This window comes from Rhizobacter sp. P5_C2 (genome assembly GCF_054049715.1).
Window position 1 is genome coordinate 49,842 of sequence record NZ_JBFULV010000023.1, and the last position, 17,681, is coordinate 67,522.

Sequence of the window (17,681 nt, forward strand, 5' to 3'; positions counted from 1 at the left end):
GGGGCAGCGGTTCGGGATCAGGCAATTCCACAGGCTTCGAAGGCGGCGCGCCAGGCGTCGAGCTTGCGCTCGAAGCTCCAGGACGCGTTGGCCGGGCTGGTCGACGGCAGGCGCGTCACCGGCACGCCGAGTGTCGCGGTGAAGCGCATCGCCCGCGCCGATTCGCCGCCATTGTGGGCGATGCCCTGCAGGCCGGGCGCGAGGCGCTTCAGGCCGGCGAGGTCGTTGTACTGCGCATCCTCGATCGCACTGTCGAGGCTGCCCTCGCGGCGGCAGTGGGCGTAGACGTCCCAGAGGCCCAGGCCGCGCTCGCGCATCTCGTCGATGCGCCGGTCGTAGGGCAAGGCCCGCAGGTCGACCTCCCACAGCGCCGACAGGATCGGCCAGAAGTGGTTGCGCGGGTGGGCGTAGTACTGGCCGGCCTGCAGCGACGCGACGCCGGGGAAGCTGCCCAGCACGACCAGTCGCGTGCGCGGGCCGATCACCGGCGGCAGGCCCTGCAGCAGGCCGGGCTCTTCGACGGAGGTGGGCGTCTCAGGTGTGGTCATCTAGGCGGGCGAGTCTGCCAGAGCTGCGAGCCGCGGCAGCGCGGCGTGCGTGTTGTCGCGTGTCAGTTGCGACAAGTCGTTCAACGACAGCCCACGCAGCCCGGCCAGCACCTCGGCGATGCGCGCCAGCTCGGCCGGCTCGTTGCGCGAGGTGGCGCCGGCCGCGCGCTCCTCGGCGGTGCGGTACAGCCAGTGCGGCGGGATGTCGGGCGAATCGGTTTCCAGCACCAGGCACTCGGCCGGCACCGTCTGCGCGAGGCGGCGGATCTGCAGCGCGCGGTCGAAGGTCATCGCGCCGCCGAAGCCGAGCTTGAAGCCGAGCTCGATGAACACCTCGGCCTGCTGCGCGCTGCCGTTGAAGGCGTGGGCGATGCCGCGCACCTCGATGCGCCGCAGGTGCTTCAGCAGCGAATCGGCGGAGCGCCGCACGTGCACGATCACCGGCAGGCCGAACTCGCGCGCCAGCTTCAGCTGCTCGGCGAAGAAGTGCTCGCCGCGCGCCTGGTCGAGGCCGGGCACGAAATGGTCCAGCCCGATCTCGCCGACCGCCACCAGGCGCGGGTCGCCGATGTGCCGTTCGAGCGCCTGCCGCAGCAGCGCCAGGTCGCCGTCGCCGGCCGCGTCGACGCACAGCGGGTGGATGCCCAGCGCATACGCCAGCCCGTGCCGGTGAGCCAGCGCCCGCACCGTCTCGAAATTCCCGACCATCACCGCCGGCAGCACCTGCTGCGTGACGCCGGCCGCCCGTGCGCGCTGCACCACGGCGTCGCGGTCGGCATCGAATTCAGGGGCGTCGAGGTGGCAATGGGAGTCGATCCAGCGCATCCCCCGGATGATGCCTTGCCCGGCACGTCAAGTAGTACCTCAGCACGTGCACAGCCGTCGACTCCGTGTTACGGTGACGCCATCGTCAGCGTTCGGCACAGTTTTGTATCTCCATGTGCCGACTGCCATCGCAGGAGGCAGGCATGAGACAGGCTCCGCTCTACAGCCGCTCTCGGCGGGCACCCGCCGGTGCCGTCTCGGCAGCGCCCGACGCACCGGCATCGCCGGTGACTGCGGTGGCGCCATCCACCGATCCCGCCACCCTGCCGCCGCCGGTCGCGGCGACGGCCCAGCCGCCGGCCCGCTGGCGCCGCTGGTTCGGCCGCCATGAACGCATGCTGTGGGGTCTTTCGGGCGCGATCCTGGTGCTCGGCGGCGTGGCCGCCTGGCAGGCCCTCAACCCGGGCGCCCGCGCGCTGACCCAGGCCGACATCGACGCCGCGGTGCGCCACTCGCTCGAGAAGGAACCGCTGCCGTCCGCCTACGCGAAGGCCTACGAGATCATCCGCCCGTCGGTGGTGCGCGTGGTCGGCAGCGACGGCGACGAAGCCGACCCCGCGAAGGCCGAGGCCATGCCCGACGCGAAACGCGCCAAGCCGGTGCCGCTGCCGAAGGCCGCGAAACCGGTGCCGGGCGACCGCAAGAAGCAGACGGCATCCGACACGCCCGAGCCCGGCGAGCCGCACCTGTCGACCTCCACCGGCTCCGGCGTCGTGATCATCGACAACGGCACCATCCTGACCAACCTGCACGTGGTGCAGGGCTCGAAGAAGCTGCGCGTGACCTTTGCCGACGGCTTCGAGTCGGATGCGACGGTGGTCGGCATCGAGCCCGAGCACGACCTGGCGGTGCTGCGCGCCAAGAGCATCCCCGACGACCTGCAGGCCGCGACGATGCGCTCCGCCTCCGACCTGCAGGCCGGCGACCAGGTGATCGCCGTCGGCTACCCGTTCGGCATCGGGCCGTCGGTCTCCGGTGGCGTGATCTCCGGGCTGAAGCGCGACTTCCGCTCGCCGCAGGGCCAGCGGCTGCTGAACAACCTGATCCAGTTCGATGCCGCCGCCAACCCCGGCAACTCCGGCGGCCCGCTGGTGACGATGGACGGCTCGGTGGTCGGCATCGTCACCGCGATCCTGAACCCGACCGAGCACCGCACCTTCATCGGCATCGGCTTCGCGGTGCCGATCGACAGCGCCGCCGGCGCGGCGGGCATGCCGCCGTTCTGATCTTCATTGCCCTTCCCGGAGACTTCATGGACCAGGACACGCCGAACACCGCCACCCTGATGGAGCGGCTGCTGTACGAGATCAAGCGCGTGGTGGTCGGGCAGGACAAGTTCCTCGAGCGCGTGATGGTCGCGATGCTGGCGCAGGGCCACCTGCTGGTCGAGGGCGTGCCGGGCCTCGCGAAGACGATCACGGTCAAGACGCTCGCGACCACGCTGCGCGGCAGCTTCAAGCGCATCCAGTTCACGCCCGACCTGGTGCCGGCCGATCTGGTGGGCACCCGCATCTACAACCAGAAGACCGGCGAGTTCGCGACCTCGCTGGGTCCGGTGTTCGCCAACCTGCTGCTGGCCGACGAGATCAACCGCGCGCCGGCCAAGGTGCAGAGCGCGCTGCTGGAGGTGATGCAGGAACGCCAGGTGACGATCGCCGGCGAGACGCACAAGGTGCCCTCGCCCTTTCTGGTGATGGCCACGCAGAACCCGATCGAGACCGAGGGCACCTACCCGCTGCCCGAGGCGCAGGTCGACCGCTTCATGATGAAGGTGCTGGTCGGCTACCCGAGCGAGGAAGAGGAGTTCGTGATCGTCGAGCGCGTCACCGGCGACCCGGTGACGGTGAGCCCGGTCGCGAGCACCGAGCAGCTGGCCGAGTTGCAGCACCGCTGCCGCAGCGTGTACGTGGACCCGGCGCTGATGCAGTACGCGGTGCGGCTGGTCAGCGCGACGCGCAACCCGGCGCGCTACGGCCTGCCGGACCTTGGCAAGTTCATCAGCTTCGGCGCCAGCCCGCGCGCCACCATCGGGCTGATCGAGGGCGCGCGCGCGATGGCGCTGCTGCGCGGGCGCACCTACGCGCTGCCCGACGACGTGCTCGACCTGGTGCCCGACGTGCTGCGCCACCGCCTGGTGCTGAGCTACGAGGCGCTGGCCGACGGGCTGACCGCCGACCAGATCGTCCACAAGATCGTGCAGAAGGTGCCCAAGCCCGACAAGCCGATGGCCCACCGCGCGGAAGAAGCGGGGCGCTGATGGACGGGACGGCAAAGGACGGGGCGGCGACCGCCCCCACGGCCGACGCGGTGCTGCGCCGGCTGGAGTGGACCGTGATCCGCCGGCTCGACGGCCTGCTGCAGGGCGACTACCGCACGCTGTGGCGCGGCACCGGGCTCGACCTGGCCGACCTGCGCGAGTACCAGCACCACGACGACGTGCGCCACATCGACTGGAACGTCACCGCCCGGCTGCAGGTGCCGCATGTGCGCGAGTTCACCGAAGACCGCGAGATGAGCGCCTGGTTCCTGCTGGACCTGAGCGGCAGCATCGATTTCGGGGCGCAGCGCAGCAAGCGCAGCGTGTCGGCCGAGTTCGTCACCGTGCTGGCGCGCCTGCTGACGCGCAACGGCAACCGCGTCGGCGCGGTGTTCTATGGCAGCGAGGTCGACGCCGTGCTGCCGCCGCGCACCGGCCGCAGCCATGTGCTGAACCTGCTGCAGCGGCTGCGCGCGCATGCGGCGCCGCAGGCCGCCGCAAAGGCCGAGACGCGGCTCGGCGACCTGCTGCACCGCGCCGCGACGATGATCCCGCGGCGCTCGATGGTGTTCATCGTCTCCGACTTCATCAGCGCGCCCGGCTGGGCCGACGCGATGGCGCGCCTCGCGCAGCGCCATGAGGTGCTGGCGGTGCGGCTGTACGACGAGATGGAGCTCGACCTGCCGGACCTCGGCCTCGTCACGCTGCAGGACGCCGAGACCGGCGAGCAGCTGCTGGTCGACACCCACGACCCGGGCTTCCGCGAGCGCTTCGCGCGCATCGCCGAGACGCGCGAGGACGAACTGCACACCGCCTTTGCGCGCGCCGGCGTCGACACGCTCGAGCTGACCACCGACGACGACCTGGGCGAGGCGTTGCTGCGCTTCGTCGAGTTGCGCCGGCAGCGCGCGCGGGCCTCGCACGGCGGCGGCATGGCGACGCATTTGCGGCCCTTGGCTGCGAGGAGCGCCGCATGACCTTTGTGTGGCCTGATCTCCTGTGGACTTTGCTCGCGATTCCACTGCTGGTGCTGCTGTACCTGTGGCTGCTGAACAAGCGCAAGAAATCGACGCTGCGCTTCGCGAGCCTGGCCATCGTCAAGCAGGCGCAAGGCGGCGGCCCCGGCTGGCGGCGCCACGTGCCGCCGGCGCTGCTGCTGCTGGCCTTCGGTGCGCTGCTGGTCGCCACCGCGCGGCCGATGGCGGTGGTGACGCTGCCGCTGCAGCAGGAGACCATCATCCTCGCGATGGACGTCTCCGGCAGCATGCGCGCCACCGACGTGCAACCCGACCGGCTGACCGCCGCGCAGGAGGCCGCCAAGTCCTTCCTGATCGACCTGCCGCGCAGTGTGCGCGTCGGCGTGGTGTCGTTCGCCGGCACCGCCGCCGTGGTGCAGCCGCCGACGCAGAGCCGCGAGGACGTGGTCGCCGCGATCGACCGCTTCCAGCTGCAGCGCGGCACCGCGATCGGCAGCGGCATCGTGCTGTCGCTCGCGACGATCTTTCCGGAAGCCGGCATCGACCTGTCGCAGATCACCGGCCAGCGCAACATGCCGCTCGGCCCGAGCGACAAGCCGAAGCAGGATTTCGTGCCGGTCGCGCCGGGCTCGTACGCGTCGGCCGCGGTGATCCTGCTGACCGACGGCCAGCGCACCACCGGGCCGGACCCGCTGGACGCCGCGAAGATGGCGGCCGACCGCGGCGTGAAGGTGTACTCGGTGGGCATCGGCACCAAGGAAGGCGAGACCATCGGCTTCGAAGGCTGGTCGATGCGGGTGCGGCTCGACGAGGAAACGCTGAAGAACATCGCCAACCTGACGCGCGCCGAGTACTTCTACGCCGGCACCGCGACCGACCTGAAGAAGGTCTACCAGAGCCTGAGTTCGCGGCTGATGGTCGAGAAGAAGGAGACCGAGGTCAGCAGCCTGTTCGCGGCGCTGGGGGCGGTGCTGGTGCTGGTGGCCGCGACCCTGTCGGTCTGGTGGTTCGGCCGGGTCATGTAGCCGCGAAACGCACCATGACGCGCAGGCCGCCGAGCGGCGACTCGCCGAGCGTCACGCTCGCTCGATGCTGCTGCGTGACGCCGCGCACGATCGCAAGGCCGAGGCCGGTGCCTGACTCTTCGTGCTCGGCGCGGCGGTAGAAGCGGTCGAAAACCCGCTCGCGGTCGGCGGGCGGAATGCCGGGGCCGGCATCGTCGACCTGCAGGATCGCGGCGCCCTCCTCCCTCACCACGCGCAGCTCGACGCGTGAACCGGGCGGCGAATAGCGCACCGCGTTGTCCGCGAGGTTGCGCGCCAGCACCGACAGCGCGTTGCGGTCACCCTGCACGATCACCGGTTCGTCGGCGAACAGTTCGAAGTCGGCGCTGCGCGACAGCGCGAAAGCGGCGGTGTCGACCAGCGCCTGGCGCACCACCTCGGCCAGGTCGACGGGCTCGGCGGCCGCGGGGGCGGCGCCGGGTTCGGTGCGCGCGAGCGTCAGCAGCTGCTCGACCAGCCGTGCCGAGCGCTCGATGCCGTGGCTCAAGGCCTCGATCGCCTGATGGCGGTGCGTGTCGTCGGGTGCGCGCTTCAGCAGCTCCAGCTGCAGCTTCAGCGCCGTCAGCGGCGAGCGCAGTTCGTGCGCCGCGTCCGAGACGAAGGCGCGCTGCGTGTCCAGCGAATGGCCGAGGCGCTGCAGCAGCGCGTTCAGCGCACCGACCAGCGGCGCCACCTCGTCCGGCAAGCCGTGCTGCGGCAGCGGCTCCAGCAACTGTTCGCCGCGCTCGCGCAGCTGCGCGGCGACACGGCGCAGCGGGCGCAGCGTCAGCGCCGCGATCCAGCCCATCGCCAGCGCCATCACCGGCGCCAGCAGCAGCAGCGGGGCCACGCTGCGCAGCGCCGCGCCGGCCGCCAGCCGCTTGCGGATCTGCGCCGGCTGCGCCACCTGGATCACGCGCGCGCCGGTGGCCACGCTGAAGGTGCGCCAGGCCGGGCCGGCGCCATCGGCGCCGGCCTGCACGGTGGCCAGCCCGAGCAGCACGCGGGTCGGCAGGTCGGGGTGGTCGCGCGTCGCGTAGATGCGGCGGCCGTCGACGCTCCAGATCTGCACGACGAAATCGAACTGCTCGTCGGCCAGCGCGTTCATCTGCTCCGGCGCGATCTCGCCCTGGTCGCGCAGCGACAGCGCCATCTGGCGCAGCTGGTAGTCGAACAGCGCCTCGGTCTCGCTGAGCACGCTGCGGTAGGTGATCGCGCCCATCACCGCGGCGGCGACCACCAGCATCGCGAGCAGCGCCAGCAGCAGGCGCAGGCGGATCGACTTCAAGCGCCGCCCGCCTGCGGCGTGGCCGGGCCGCCGGGCGTGCCGACGTAGTAGCCGACACCGCGCATGTTCTGGATGAAGTCGGCCCCCAGCTTGCGCCGCAGCTGGTGGATGTAGACCGAGACGGCGTTGCTCTCGATCTCTTCGCCCCAGCCGTACAGCCGGTCTTCGAGCTGGGCGCGCGACAGCAACGCACCGGGCCGCAGCATCAAGGCTTCGAGCACCGCGAACTCGCGCGCCGACAGCAGCACCGGCACACCGTCGCGCGTCACCTGGCGCGTGGCCGGGTCGATCGTGACGCCGCCGTGGCTGAGCAGCGGCTGCGCCCGGCCGCTGTGGCGGCGCAGCACGGCGCGCATGCGGGCGCTGAGCTCGTCGAGTTCGAATGGTTTGACGAGGTAGTCGTCGGCGCCGGCGTCGAGGCCGGCAACGCGGTCGCCGACGCCGTCGCGGGCGGTCAGCACGATGACCGGCGTGCTGTCGTGGCGGGCACGCAGCGCGCGCAGCACGCCRAGCCCGCCGGCGTCGGCGCCTTCGGCCAGCGGCACGCGCCCGGGCGGCAGGCCCAGGTCGAGCAGCACCAGGTCGAAGCGTTCGCTCGCCAGCGTGCCGTCGGCCGCGGACGCATCGCGCACCCAGTCGACGGCGAAGCCTTCGAGGCGCAGCGCATTGCGCAGGCTTTCGCCGATCATCGGGTCGTCTTCCACCAGCAGCAGTCGCATCAAGGGCCCACGTCAGTCACAACAAAAAGCATACCGCGCTCACAGGGGAGCCGATTCAGGCGCTATTGTTCCGGCTGCCGATGATGAAACAACGCCTCATGCCCAAAGTCCTTCGCAATACGCTGCTGTCGTTCCGCGACCTGCTGGCGACCGCCGGCCCGTTCGTCTTCCTGACCCTGGTGCTGCTGGTGGTCGCCTACTGGTTCCTCGACCCGACGCCGCCGCGCAAGGTGGTGCTGGCCACCGGTGTCGAGCAGGGAGCGTATGCCGAGTTCGGCAAGCGCTATGCCGAGTACCTGAAGGGCTACGGCATCCAGGTGGAGTTGCGCAGCACGCACGGTGCGGCCGAGAACCTGAAGCTGCTGCGCGACCCGGCCTCGGGTGTGGACATCGCGTTCACGCAGGGCGGTGCCGGCGAATCGCGCAAGAACGCGGCCGCCAATGCCGCGGCCGACGAAGACCTCAATTCGCTGGGCAGCCTGTTCTTCGAGCCGGTGTGGCTGTTCTACCGCGAGGAGTCGGCGCAGCGCCTGCTGAAGGGCGTGCCGCTGACGAGCCTCGCGCAGCTGCAGCAGGGCTGGAAGGTGGATTCCGGCGCGCGCGGCAGCGGCGCGCCCAACCTGATGCGCAAGCTGCTCGATGCCAACCGCATCGATGCCGCGACGATGACCTTGCTGCACGACGAGCAGACCGATGCGGTCGTGAAGTTCCTCGGCGGCGAGACCGATGCGATCGTGTTCGCGTCGGCGCCCGAGGCGCTGATGGTGCAGATGCTGCTGCAGACGCCGGGGGTGAAGCTGTTCGACTTTGCGCAGGCCGACGCGTACTCGAGGCGCTTCGCCTTTTTGACGCCGGTGCTGCTGCCGCGCGGCGTGGTCGACCTGGCCGGTGATGTGCCGCCGGGCGACGTGCGGCTGATCGCGCCGACCGCGACGCTGGTGGCGCGCGAGGATCTGCACCCGGCGCTGATTCAGCTGTTCGTTCAGGCGGCGGCCAAGATCCACGGACCGGCAGGCTGGTTCCAGCGCAAGGGCGATTTTCCGAACGCGCGCGGTACCGAGCGGCCGCTGGCGGCCGAGGCGCAGCGCTTCTACACGAGTGGCGCGCCGCTGCTGCAGCGCTACCTGCCGTTCTGGCTGGCCAACCTGATCGATCGCATGTGGGTGGTGCTGGTGTCGATCGTCGCGATCCTGATCCCGATGTCGCGCGTGGTGCCGCCGCTGTACCAGTTCCGCATCCGCTCGCGGATCTTCCGCTGGTACGGGCAGCTGCGGGCGGTGGAGGATGGTCAGGGCGTGCGGCCGAACGACGAGCTGCGCTCGGAGCTGGACAAGATCGAAACGAGGGTCGGCAACGTGACGGTGCCGCTGAGCTACGCGGACGAGCTGTACTCGCTGCGCAGCCACATCAACATGGTGCGGCGAAGGCTGGATGAGGCGGGGCAGGATCCTACTGGCTGAGTATTGCCTGCGAGCAAAGGCGCAGGCAGGGAGGCTGGGGCTCGCCGGTCGGTGCGGTCATCGCCCCWGGCGGGGCGATGACTCCCCTCCGCCCTGATTGGCGCTCCCCAGCCTCCCTGCCCGCGCCTTTGCGGCACCGCCGCATCGTGTTTGGGGGAAAAGATTGAAGTGACCGACGAGCGTGCAGGCGCTCGCATGCTCGTCGGTCACTTCAATCTTTTCCCCCAACCAGAGCGGGCGGTGTTGCGCGGCGGGTGAGGGGATGGGCTGGGGGCGATTTCTGAGGCGACGAAGAAGCTCGGGTCCGTGGGTGGCGCGCGCCAGCGCGCTTCGTGAACATACTCATCGCCACTGTTTGACCACAACGAACGAAGTGAGTGGAGGGAGTTTGGCGATGCACCCACGGAGCCGAGCTTCTTCGTGGAGTCGGTGCCCCCCCGGGGGCGCCGACCGCCTCGGCATGAGCCCCCAGCCCATCCCCTCACCCGCCGCGCCGCACACAACTCCTGCCTACTCCTTCACCGAACCGGTCATCCCCGACACATAGTGCTCGACGAAGAACGAGTAGATGAACGCCACCGGCAGCGACCCCAGCAACGCCCCCGCCATCAGCGACCCCCAGTGGTAGACGTCGCCCTCCACCAGCTCGGTGATCACGCCAACAGGCACCGTCTTCATCTCCGACGACGAGATGAAGGTCAGCGCGTAGATGAACTCGTTCCACGACAGCGTGAAGGCAAAGATCCCGGCCGAGATCAGCCCCGGCACCGCCAGCGGCAGCACGATCTTGATCAGGATCTGCCAGCGGCTCGCGCCATCGATCAGCGCGCATTCCTCCAGCTCGTACGGGATCGAGCGGAAGTAGCCCATCAGCAGCCAGGTGCTGAACGGGATCAGGAAGGTCGGGTACGACAGGATCAGCGCCATGCGCGTGTCGAACAGCCCGAGCTGGAAGATGATCGCCGCCAGCGGAATGAACAGGATCGACGGTGGCACCAGGTACGCCAGAAAGATCGCCGCGCCCGCCGGCTTCGCGCCCTGGAACCTCAGCCGCTCGATCGCATACGCCGCGAGCACCGAGGCCACCAGCGACAGGATCGTCGACGTGACCGACACCAGCACCGTGTTCCACAGCCACTCCGGGTACGCCGTCTCGAACAGCAGCTTGTGGAAATGCGCGAGCGTCGGCTTGACGATCCAGAACGGGTTGCCGGTGCGCGCCAGCAGCTCCTCGTTCGGCTTGAACGAGGTCACCACCATCCAGTAGAACGGGAACAGCAGCACGAACACGAAGATGCCGAGCGGGATGTAGACCGTGACCCAGCGCCGCGGCAGCGTCTGCAGGTAGTCCATGCCCTGCGAATCGGGCTTGTCCTGCGCGTCTTTCGCCCGCGCCTTCACTTGTCACCCCCCTGCTGCCACGCCCGCCGCTGCAGCCCGAAGTAGCTGAACATGATGGCCGCCAGCAGGAACGGCACCATCAGCGTCGCCAGCGCCGCGCCCTCGCCCAGCGCCCCACCGGGAATCGCGCGCTGGAACGCGAGCGTCGCCATCAGGTGCGTCGCGTTCAGCGGGCCGCCACGCGTCAGCACGTAGATCAGCTGGAAGTCGGTGAAGGTGAACAGCACCGAGAAGGTCATCACCACCGCGATGATCGGCGACAGCAGCGGCAGCGTGACATGGCGGAACTGCTGCCACGGCGTCGCGCCGTCGATCGCCGAGGCTTCGTAGTACGACGGCGAGATCGTCTGCAGCCCCGCCAGCAGCGAGATCGCGACGAAGGGCACGCCGCGCCACACGTTGGCGACGATGGTCGAGAAGCGCGCGTTCCACGGGTTGCCGAGGAAATCGACATACCGGTCGATCCAGCCGAGCTTCATCAGCACCCAGCTGATCACCGAGAACTGCGCGTCGTAGATCCACCAGAAGGCGATCGCCGACAGCGCCGTCGGCACGATCCACGGCAGCAGCACCACCGCGCGGAAGAACGACTTGAACGGCAGGTTCTTGTTCAGCAGCACCGCGAGCCACAGGCCGAGCACGAACTTCAGGATGCTCGCGATCACCGTGTAGAACAGCGTGTTGAACAGCGCCAGCTGCGCGACGCTGTCGCCCACCAGGAACTCGAAGTTGTCGATGCCGATCCACGAGCCGCCGCGGCCGATCTTCGCGTCGGTGAAGCCGAGCCAGGTGCCCAGCCCGAGCGGGTAGGTCAGGAACAACAGCAACAGCACCGCGGCCGGCAGCATGAAGGCCAGGCCGAGGGCGTTGCGGCTGTTCTGGAAGCGCTCGAGGAGTTTCATGGCTTCGGCAAACTCTGGTTCACGGACACAAGGGCTTCGACAGGCTCAGCCCGAACGGAAAGCCGTCTCACACCTTGTAGTAGCGCTCGGCGCGCTTCTGCGCCCGCTCCATCGCCTCCTTCGGTGTCTTCGAGCCGCTGCCGGCCTCGGCCACCATGTTCGGCACGATGAAGTCCGCGAGCGCCCCGGCCGATGCATAGCCCAGCCGCCCCGCATAGCCCGCCGGCCGCAGGTTCTTCACGCTGTCGCGGTACGGCGTGTTCTTCGGGTCGACCGACCACACCGCGCTCTTCTCGTAGGCCCGCAAGGGCTGCGCGACGTAGCCGCCACCGCCCTGCAGCCACGGGTCGAACTGCTCCTGCTCCATCATGAAGCGCAGGAACTCCTTGGCCGCCTGCGGGTACTTGGTGTACTTGAAGATCATCTGGTTGAAGAACAGGTGGTACTCGGTCGGCACGCCCACCGGCCCGATCGGGAAGGCCGCGTGGTTGATGTCGGCCGCCATCTCCTTCAGCTTCGGGTCGGGCGAGTTCTTCGCCGCGTAGTACACCGAGATGCCGTTGTTGGTGATGCTGATCTGCCCGTCGAGAAACGCCTTGTTGTTGTTCGGGTCCAGCCACGACAGCGTGCCCGGCACGAAGCTCGAATACAGCTCCTTCGCGTACTCCAGCGCCTTCAGCGTGGCCGGGCTGTCCAGCGTCACCTTGTTGTCCTTGTCGACCATCGCGCCACCAAAGGCCCACAGCAGCCAGTGGCACCAGCCGCTGTCGCCGGTCGCGTTGCCCAGCGCCATGCCGCCCGGCGTGCCCTTCGCGGCCAGCGCCTTGTAGAGCTTCAGGAAGCCGTCGGTGTCCTTCGGCATGGTCTCGAAACCGGCCGCCTTCATCTGGCTCTCGCGGTACACCACCAGCGAGCCGGCCGCACCGAGCGCGACGCCGATCCACTTCTTGCCGTCGGGCCGCAGGTAGGCCTCGCAGGCCGGGTACCAGCCGCCGTACTTCTTGCCGAGGTACTCGCACAGGTCGGTCACGTCGAGCAGCTTGTCGGGGTACAGGTTCGCGTCGTCGTTGGTCGACAGGATGATGTCGGGCCCGGCACCGGTGTTGGCCGCGACGGCCGCCTTCGGCCGCACGTCTTCCCAGCCTTCGTTGTCGACCCGCACCTCGATGCCGGTCTTCTCGGTGAACTTCCTGACGTTCACCATGTACGCCTCGATGTCGCCCTGCACGAAACGGCTCCAGCGCAGCACGCGCAGCTTCGCGCCCTTCTCGGGCTTGTAGGCGAGCGTCTGCGCGCCGGCGCTCGGTGTCCACAGCGCGCCCGACCCGAGCGCGGCCACGCCGGCCGCCCCTTCCAGAAACTTGCGCCGATCGAATTCACTCATCGTTGTCTCCTGGTCAAGTTGTGAAGCGGCGCACTGCGGCACCGTGAAGGAATCAGCTCATCAGGCCACCAGCCGCTTGCCGCTGCCGGCGTCGAACAGGTGCGCGCGGCCCAGGTCGGGCTGCAGGTGGATGGTCGCGCCGGGCTCGAAGCGGTGCCGTTCGTGGAACACCACCGACACCTCGGCGCCCTGGTGCCGGCACGCGACGAAGGTGTCGGCGCCGGTCGGCTCCACCACCACCACTTGCGACGGGATGCCGCCGCTGTCGCTCAGCGACAGGTGCTCCGGCCGCGTGCCGAAGATCACCGGCTGGCCGTCCTCGCCGGTCGCGCCGGTGGGCGCGTTCATCTTCGTGCCGTCGGCCAGCTCCACCTGCAGCGTGCCGGCGCGGCGGCGCAGCGTGCCCGGCAGGAAGTTCATCGACGGCGAGCCGATGAAGCCCGCCACGAAGGTGTTCACCGGCTGGTCGTACAGGTCGAGCGGGCTGCCGGTCTGCTCGATGCGGCCGTCGCGCATCACGACGATCTGGTCGGCCATCGTCATCGCCTCGATCTGGTCGTGCGTGACGTAGATCGACGTGGTCTTCAGCCGCTGGTGCAGCTCCTTGATCTCGCTGCGCATCGCGACGCGCAGCTTGGCGTCGAGGTTGGACAGCGGCTCGTCGAACAGGAAGACCTGCGGGTCGCGCACGATCGCGCGCCCCATCGCGACCCGCTGGCGCTGCCCGCCCGAGAGCTGGCGCGGGTAGCGGTCGAGCAAGGCGGTGAGGCCGAGGATCTCGGCGGCCCGCGCCACCTTCGGGTCGGCGACCGCCTTGTCCTGCTTCGCGAGCATCAGCGAGAAGGCCATGTTCTCGCGCACCGTCATGTGCGGGTACAGCGCGTAGTTCTGGAACACCATCGCGATGTCGCGCTGCTTGGGCGGCAGGTCGTTGACGCGGCGTTCGCCGATGCGGATCTCGCCGTCGGAGATCTCCTCCAGCCCGGCGATCATGCGCAGCAGCGTCGACTTGCCGCAGCCCGACGGCCCGACCAGCACGGTGAAGGCGCCATCGGCGATCTCGATGTCCACGCCGTGCAGGATCTGCACCGCGCCGAAGCGCTTCTTCACCGACTGGATGCTCACACTGGCCATGCGTCGTCCCTCTGCAAGGTGGTGCGAATCCCGGGTGTCGGGACAGCGCTGACCCATCGGCACGCGACGGGGCAGGCGGGTTGTATGACGACCCCACGGGCGTGTCAATCGGCGCTGCCCCTCCTCGCGTTTGCCCGGGCTGTGCGCGCATGATGGGCCGCGCCGGGCGTGCTGCCCGGCGGGAGGCATGCCATGAAACTGCTGATCACCGGCGGTGCCGGCTTCGTGGGAACGCGGCTGGCGCAAGCCCTGCTCGCGCGCGACACGCTGGCCGGGCAACGCATCGAGACCCTGGTGCTGGCCGACCAGGTCGCGCCGCGTGCCGAGCTGCTGGCCGATGCCCGCGTGAAGGCGCGCACCGGGCCGCTGCTCGCGCAATGCGCGGCGCTGCGCGACGAGCCGTTCGACGGCGTGTTCCACCTCGCGTCGGCGGTGTCGGGTGAGTGCGAGGCCGATTTCGAGCTCGGCCTGCGTTCCAACCTCGACAGCACGCGCGCGCTGTTCGATGCGTTGCGCAGCACCGTGCAGCACGGCGCGCCGGCGCCGCGGCTGGTGTTCTCCAGTTCGGTCGCGGTGTTCGGGCCGGACGCCGCGGTGCCGCTGCCGGCGCGCGTGGGCGATGACACGCTGCCGGCGCCGCAGACCTCGTACGGCACGCACAAGCTGATATGCGAGTACCTGCTGGCCGACTACACGCGCAAGGGTTTCATCGACGGCCGCGCCGCGCGGCTGATGACGGTGACGGTGCGTCCGGGCCGGCCGAACGGCGCGGCCTCGTCGTTCTTCTCCGGGATCATCCGCGAGCCGCTGGCCGGCGAAGACGCGGTGTGCCCGGTCTCGGCGAACGTCTGCCATCCGGTGGCCTCGCCGGCGCGCACGGTCGAGGGGCTGATCGCGGTGTACGAGGCGAGCCGCGAGGCCTTCCAGGGCCGGCTCGCGATGAACCTGCCGGCGTTGAACGTCTGCGTGGGCCAGATGCTCGATGCGCTGGAGGAAGTGGCCGGCCGCGCGGTGCGCGAGCGGGTGCGCTTCGAGAGCGACGAGCGCATCGCCGGCATCGTCGCCAACTGGCCGAAGGCGGCGGACGCGGCGCGCGCGGCCCGCCTCGGGCTGAAGCCCGACGGCTGCTTCACCGACATCGTCCGGCAGTACATCGCCGACTGCGAGGCGGTGCCGAACGGAGCGGCTGCATTGAAGGGACTGGCCCGATGAACCGCATCGACCTCGACGGCCGTGTCGCGATCGTCACCGGCGGTGCGCAAGGCATCGGGTATGCGACCGCGCAGCGGATGCTGCGCTCGGGCGCGAAGGTGATCGTGTGGGACATCGATGAAGCGCTGCTGGCACGATCGAACGAGGCGCTGCGCCCGCTCGGGCCGGTCGCGGCGCAGATCGTCGAGCTGAGCGACGAGGCCTCCGTGCGGCGAGCGGCTGATGCGGCGATCGCGCAATGGGGCCAGGTCGACGTCCTCGTCAACAACGCCGGCATCACCGGCGGCAACGGCACGACCTGGGAGCTCGCGCCCGAGGTGTGGCGGCGCGTGATCGAGGTGAACCTGATCGCGCCGTACCTGACCTGCCGGGCGCTGGTGCCGCACATGATCGGGCGCGGCTACGGGCGCATCGTCAACATCGCGTCGGTAGCGGGCAAGGAGGGGAATCCGAACGCCTCGCACTACAGCGCGTCGAAGGCGGGCTTGATCGCGCTGACGAAGTCGCTCGCGAAGGAGCTGGCGACGAAGGGCGTGATCGTCAACGCAGTGGCACCGGCCGCGGCCAAGACGGCGATCTTCGAGACGATGACGCAGGCGCACATCGACTTCATGCTGTCGAAGATCCCGATGGGGCGATTCCTGGAGGTCGACGAGGCGGCGGCGATGATCGCGTGGCTGTCGTCCGAGGAGTGCTCGTTCAGCACCGGTGCGGTGTTCGACCTCACGGGTGGGCGCTCGACGTACTGACCCTGGCCACGCCCTTGAAGAAGGTGTAGCAGAAGACGCCGTCGCCTTCGGCCGTGCGCTGCAGCTCGCGCTGCCCGGCGTCGAACCGCTCCGGCGTCGCCAGCCCCGCCGCCAGCGCCGGCGCCCTCACCCCTTTGATCATCGCGTTGAACGTCTTGCGCGTGAAGCCGTCGACCCAGTCCGGCCGGCCGGCATCCGCATACACCAGCCGAGGGCTCACGCCGACCGCATCGAACCCGGCTTCGACCAGCAGCGGGTGCAGCGTGCGGCCGATCAGCGCATTGCCGCCGACACGCCGCTGCAGCTCGACCTGGCAGGCGATCGCCGCCCGCGCCGCCGCGCCCTCGGGATGGAAGCACACCGTGCCGTGATCCCCCTCGATCACCGTGATGCTGCCGCCCGGCTTCAGCAGCCGCGCCAGCGTCCGCAGCACCTGCACCGGGTGGGGCAGATGCTCCAGCACGAAGCAGACGAACACATGGTCGAAGGTGGCCGGCGCGAACGGCAGGTCGGCCAGGTCGGCCCACAGCAGCTCCACGTTCCCGAGCCGCGCCTGCCCGATGCGCCGGCGCGCTTCGGCCAGCGACTCGTGCGACACGTCGAAGCTGGTGAAGCGGGCCAGCGGGCTGCGCCGCGCCAGCGTCAGCGTCTGCGCGCCAACGCCACACCCCACCTCCAGCACGCGGCTGCCGGCGGGGAACCGCGTGTCGCCGTGCAGCAGGTCGACGAGCGTGCGGGCCTGGTCGGTCAGGCGGTCCTGTTCATGCGGCTGATAGCCGTGGACATAGGGCAAGGAGGAGGACATGGCGTTCGGCAGCAGGAGTCGCGATGCCGTGCAGTCTCCCGGCCGCGGCAGGCGCCGTCTTGAACGTTATTGCAGCCCGGCCGCGCGCCAGGCCCCCGGCGAGAAGCCGTACAGCCGCGCGAACACGCGCGTCATGTGGCTCTGGTCCGAGAAGCCGCATTCGGCCGCCACCTCGGCCAGCGCCAGCCCGCGGCGGATCAACCCGCGTGCCCGCTCGGCCCGCTGCTGCTGCAGCCACGCATGCGGCGGCAGCCCGCAGGCCTTCTCGAAGCGCCGCAGCAGCTGGTACTTGCTGGCCCCCACCATCGCGGCGAGTTCGTCCAGCGTCGGCGGGTTCTGCAGTTCATCGGCGAGCCGCTCGCGCACGCGGCCAAGGCCGCCGCCGAGCTCGCGCGGCGGCACGCGGCTGCCGTGCCGCTCGACCAGATCGCCGCATACCCGCACCAGCGCCTCTTCGCAGCCCAGCGCCTGCGCACGCCCCTGCTCCCACGCGTCGAGCCGGGCGAACAGCTGAAGCAGCCCGGCGCGCAGCGGCGCGTCGGCAATCACCGGCTGCGTCACCGCGAAATCCTCGCCCATGCCGGAAACCTTCAGCATCGCCGCCGGCGACAGGTACACCATGCGCCAGCGCCGCGCCGGCCCGCCCAGCGGCCGGCCGTCGTGCACCTCGCCGGGGTTGGTGGTGATCACGTCACCCGCCTGCGAATCCACCTGCCCGCGCCCGCTGGCCGAGCGCTGCGCACCGTGCAGCAGCAGGCCGAAGCCCCAGGTCGCGTGCCAGTGGCGGGCATAGTGGCGATCGCTGTCCATCGCGGTGCCGTGCACGCCCTCCCAGGGCGAGCCGGTGACGCGCGAGGTCGGGGACGAGGCCATCGGCCGATTGTGCGGCAACCCCGATGCGGCAACCCCATGTTTCAATCATGAACGGCGCGCCCGGACACGACATACCGCGTTAACGCCCGGCGCCTCCAATGCGT

At 69.9% G+C, this 17,681-nt stretch carries 17 protein-coding genes; 7 read left to right on the plus strand and 10 right to left on the minus strand.

Annotated elements, in window-relative coordinates; all coding sequences use genetic code 11:
• Positions 1-17 precede the first annotated feature (17 nt).
• Both ACXJLU_RS10965 and ACXJLU_RS10970 read right to left on the minus strand, forming a co-directional pair.
• Positions 18-548 carry a DNA-deoxyinosine glycosylase gene (locus ACXJLU_RS10965; RefSeq protein ID WP_457330733.1) on the minus strand — a complete coding sequence of 177 codons (531 nt, stop codon included), beginning with the start codon at positions 546-548 and terminating at the stop codon, positions 18-20.
• Positions 549-1,373: a TatD family hydrolase gene (locus tag ACXJLU_RS10970; RefSeq protein WP_457330735.1), complete on the minus strand. Its 825-nt coding sequence runs from the start codon at positions 1,371-1,373 to the stop codon at positions 549-551. It lies immediately after the preceding gene.
• 143 nt (positions 1,374-1,516) lie between these two features.
• Here ACXJLU_RS10970 and ACXJLU_RS10975 point away from each other — a divergent pair, with 143 nt between their 5' ends.
• The 4 genes from ACXJLU_RS10975 to ACXJLU_RS10990 are packed head-to-tail and all read left to right on the plus strand — an operon-like array spanning position 1,517 to position 5,632.
• Positions 1,517-2,599 (plus strand): S1C family serine protease, encoded by a 1,083-nt coding sequence (locus tag ACXJLU_RS10975; protein WP_457330737.1) that lies wholly within the window; start codon positions 1,517-1,519, stop codon positions 2,597-2,599.
• Positions 2,600-2,625: 26 nt separating this feature from the next.
• Complete coding sequence (locus ACXJLU_RS10980; RefSeq protein ID WP_073464610.1) at positions 2,626-3,630, plus strand: AAA family ATPase; 1,005 nt, start codon at positions 2,626-2,628, stop codon at positions 3,628-3,630.
• Entirely contained in the window at positions 3,630-4,607 is a 978-nt protein-coding gene (locus tag ACXJLU_RS10985; RefSeq protein WP_457330739.1) for a DUF58 domain-containing protein, read from the plus strand. Before ACXJLU_RS10980 ends, ACXJLU_RS10985 begins: the two co-directional genes overlap by 1 nt.
• Positions 4,604-5,632 (plus strand): VWA domain-containing protein, encoded by a 1,029-nt coding sequence (locus tag ACXJLU_RS10990; protein ID WP_457330741.1) that lies wholly within the window; start codon positions 4,604-4,606, stop codon positions 5,630-5,632. The genes ACXJLU_RS10985 and ACXJLU_RS10990 overlap by 4 nt, the downstream gene beginning before the upstream one ends.
• Here ACXJLU_RS10990 and ACXJLU_RS10995 read toward each other — a convergent pair.
• Both ACXJLU_RS10995 and ACXJLU_RS11000 read right to left on the minus strand, forming a co-directional pair.
• Positions 5,625-6,938, minus strand: coding sequence for an ATP-binding protein (locus tag ACXJLU_RS10995; protein WP_457330743.1), 1,314 nt, complete (start codon positions 6,936-6,938; stop codon positions 5,625-5,627). The genes ACXJLU_RS10990 and ACXJLU_RS10995 overlap by 8 nt on opposite strands.
• Entirely contained in the window at positions 6,935-7,657 is a 723-nt protein-coding gene (locus ACXJLU_RS11000) for a response regulator (RefSeq protein WP_457330783.1), read from the minus strand. The genes ACXJLU_RS10995 and ACXJLU_RS11000 overlap by 4 nt, the downstream gene beginning before the upstream one ends.
• Positions 7,658-7,755: 98 nt before the next feature.
• Here ACXJLU_RS11000 and ACXJLU_RS11005 point away from each other — a divergent pair, with 98 nt between their 5' ends.
• Complete coding sequence (locus tag ACXJLU_RS11005) at positions 7,756-9,117, plus strand: TAXI family TRAP transporter solute-binding subunit (protein WP_457330745.1); 1,362 nt, start codon at positions 7,756-7,758, stop codon at positions 9,115-9,117.
• 510 nt (positions 9,118-9,627) lie between these two features.
• Here ACXJLU_RS11005 and ACXJLU_RS11010 read toward each other — a convergent pair.
• From ACXJLU_RS11010 to ACXJLU_RS11025, 4 genes are all read right to left on the minus strand, one after another.
• The gene (locus ACXJLU_RS11010) at positions 9,628-10,470 is read right to left on the minus strand and encodes a carbohydrate ABC transporter permease (RefSeq protein WP_457330785.1); all 843 of its coding nucleotides are present in this window, start codon (positions 10,468-10,470) and stop codon (positions 9,628-9,630) included.
• 44 nt (positions 10,471-10,514) lie between these two features.
• Complete coding sequence (locus ACXJLU_RS11015; RefSeq protein WP_457330747.1) at positions 10,515-11,420, minus strand: carbohydrate ABC transporter permease; 906 nt, start codon at positions 11,418-11,420, stop codon at positions 10,515-10,517.
• A 67-nt stretch (positions 11,421-11,487) separates the two neighbouring features.
• A complete protein-coding gene (locus ACXJLU_RS11020) occupies positions 11,488-12,804 on the minus strand; it encodes an ABC transporter substrate-binding protein (protein ID WP_457330749.1) in 1,317 nt (438 codons plus the stop codon).
• Positions 12,805-12,864: 60 nt separating this feature from the next.
• Positions 12,865-13,938 carry an ABC transporter ATP-binding protein gene (locus tag ACXJLU_RS11025; protein ID WP_457330751.1) on the minus strand — a complete coding sequence of 358 codons (1,074 nt, stop codon included), beginning with the start codon at positions 13,936-13,938 and terminating at the stop codon, positions 12,865-12,867.
• Positions 13,939-14,130: 192 nt separating this feature from the next.
• Here ACXJLU_RS11025 and denD point away from each other — a divergent pair, with 192 nt between their 5' ends.
• Together denD and ACXJLU_RS11035 are read left to right on the plus strand one after the other, a co-directional pair.
• Positions 14,131-15,150, plus strand: a complete 1,020-nt coding sequence (gene denD, locus ACXJLU_RS11030) for a D-erythronate dehydrogenase (protein WP_457330753.1) — start codon at positions 14,131-14,133, stop codon at positions 15,148-15,150.
• Positions 15,147-15,899: an SDR family NAD(P)-dependent oxidoreductase gene (locus ACXJLU_RS11035; protein ID WP_457330755.1), complete on the plus strand. Its 753-nt coding sequence runs from the start codon at positions 15,147-15,149 to the stop codon at positions 15,897-15,899. Before denD ends, ACXJLU_RS11035 begins: the two co-directional genes overlap by 4 nt.
• On the opposite strand, the gene ACXJLU_RS11040 is transcribed toward ACXJLU_RS11035, so the two are convergent.
• The gene (locus tag ACXJLU_RS11040; protein ID WP_457330757.1) at positions 15,874-16,704 is read right to left on the minus strand and encodes a class I SAM-dependent methyltransferase; all 831 of its coding nucleotides are present in this window, start codon (positions 16,702-16,704) and stop codon (positions 15,874-15,876) included. The genes ACXJLU_RS11035 and ACXJLU_RS11040 overlap by 26 nt on opposite strands.
• A gap of 66 nt (positions 16,705-16,770) precedes the next feature.
• Positions 16,771-17,577 (minus strand): AraC family ligand binding domain-containing protein, encoded by an 807-nt coding sequence (locus ACXJLU_RS11045; protein WP_457330759.1) that lies wholly within the window; start codon positions 17,575-17,577, stop codon positions 16,771-16,773.
• Positions 17,578-17,681: the final 104 nt, after the last annotated feature.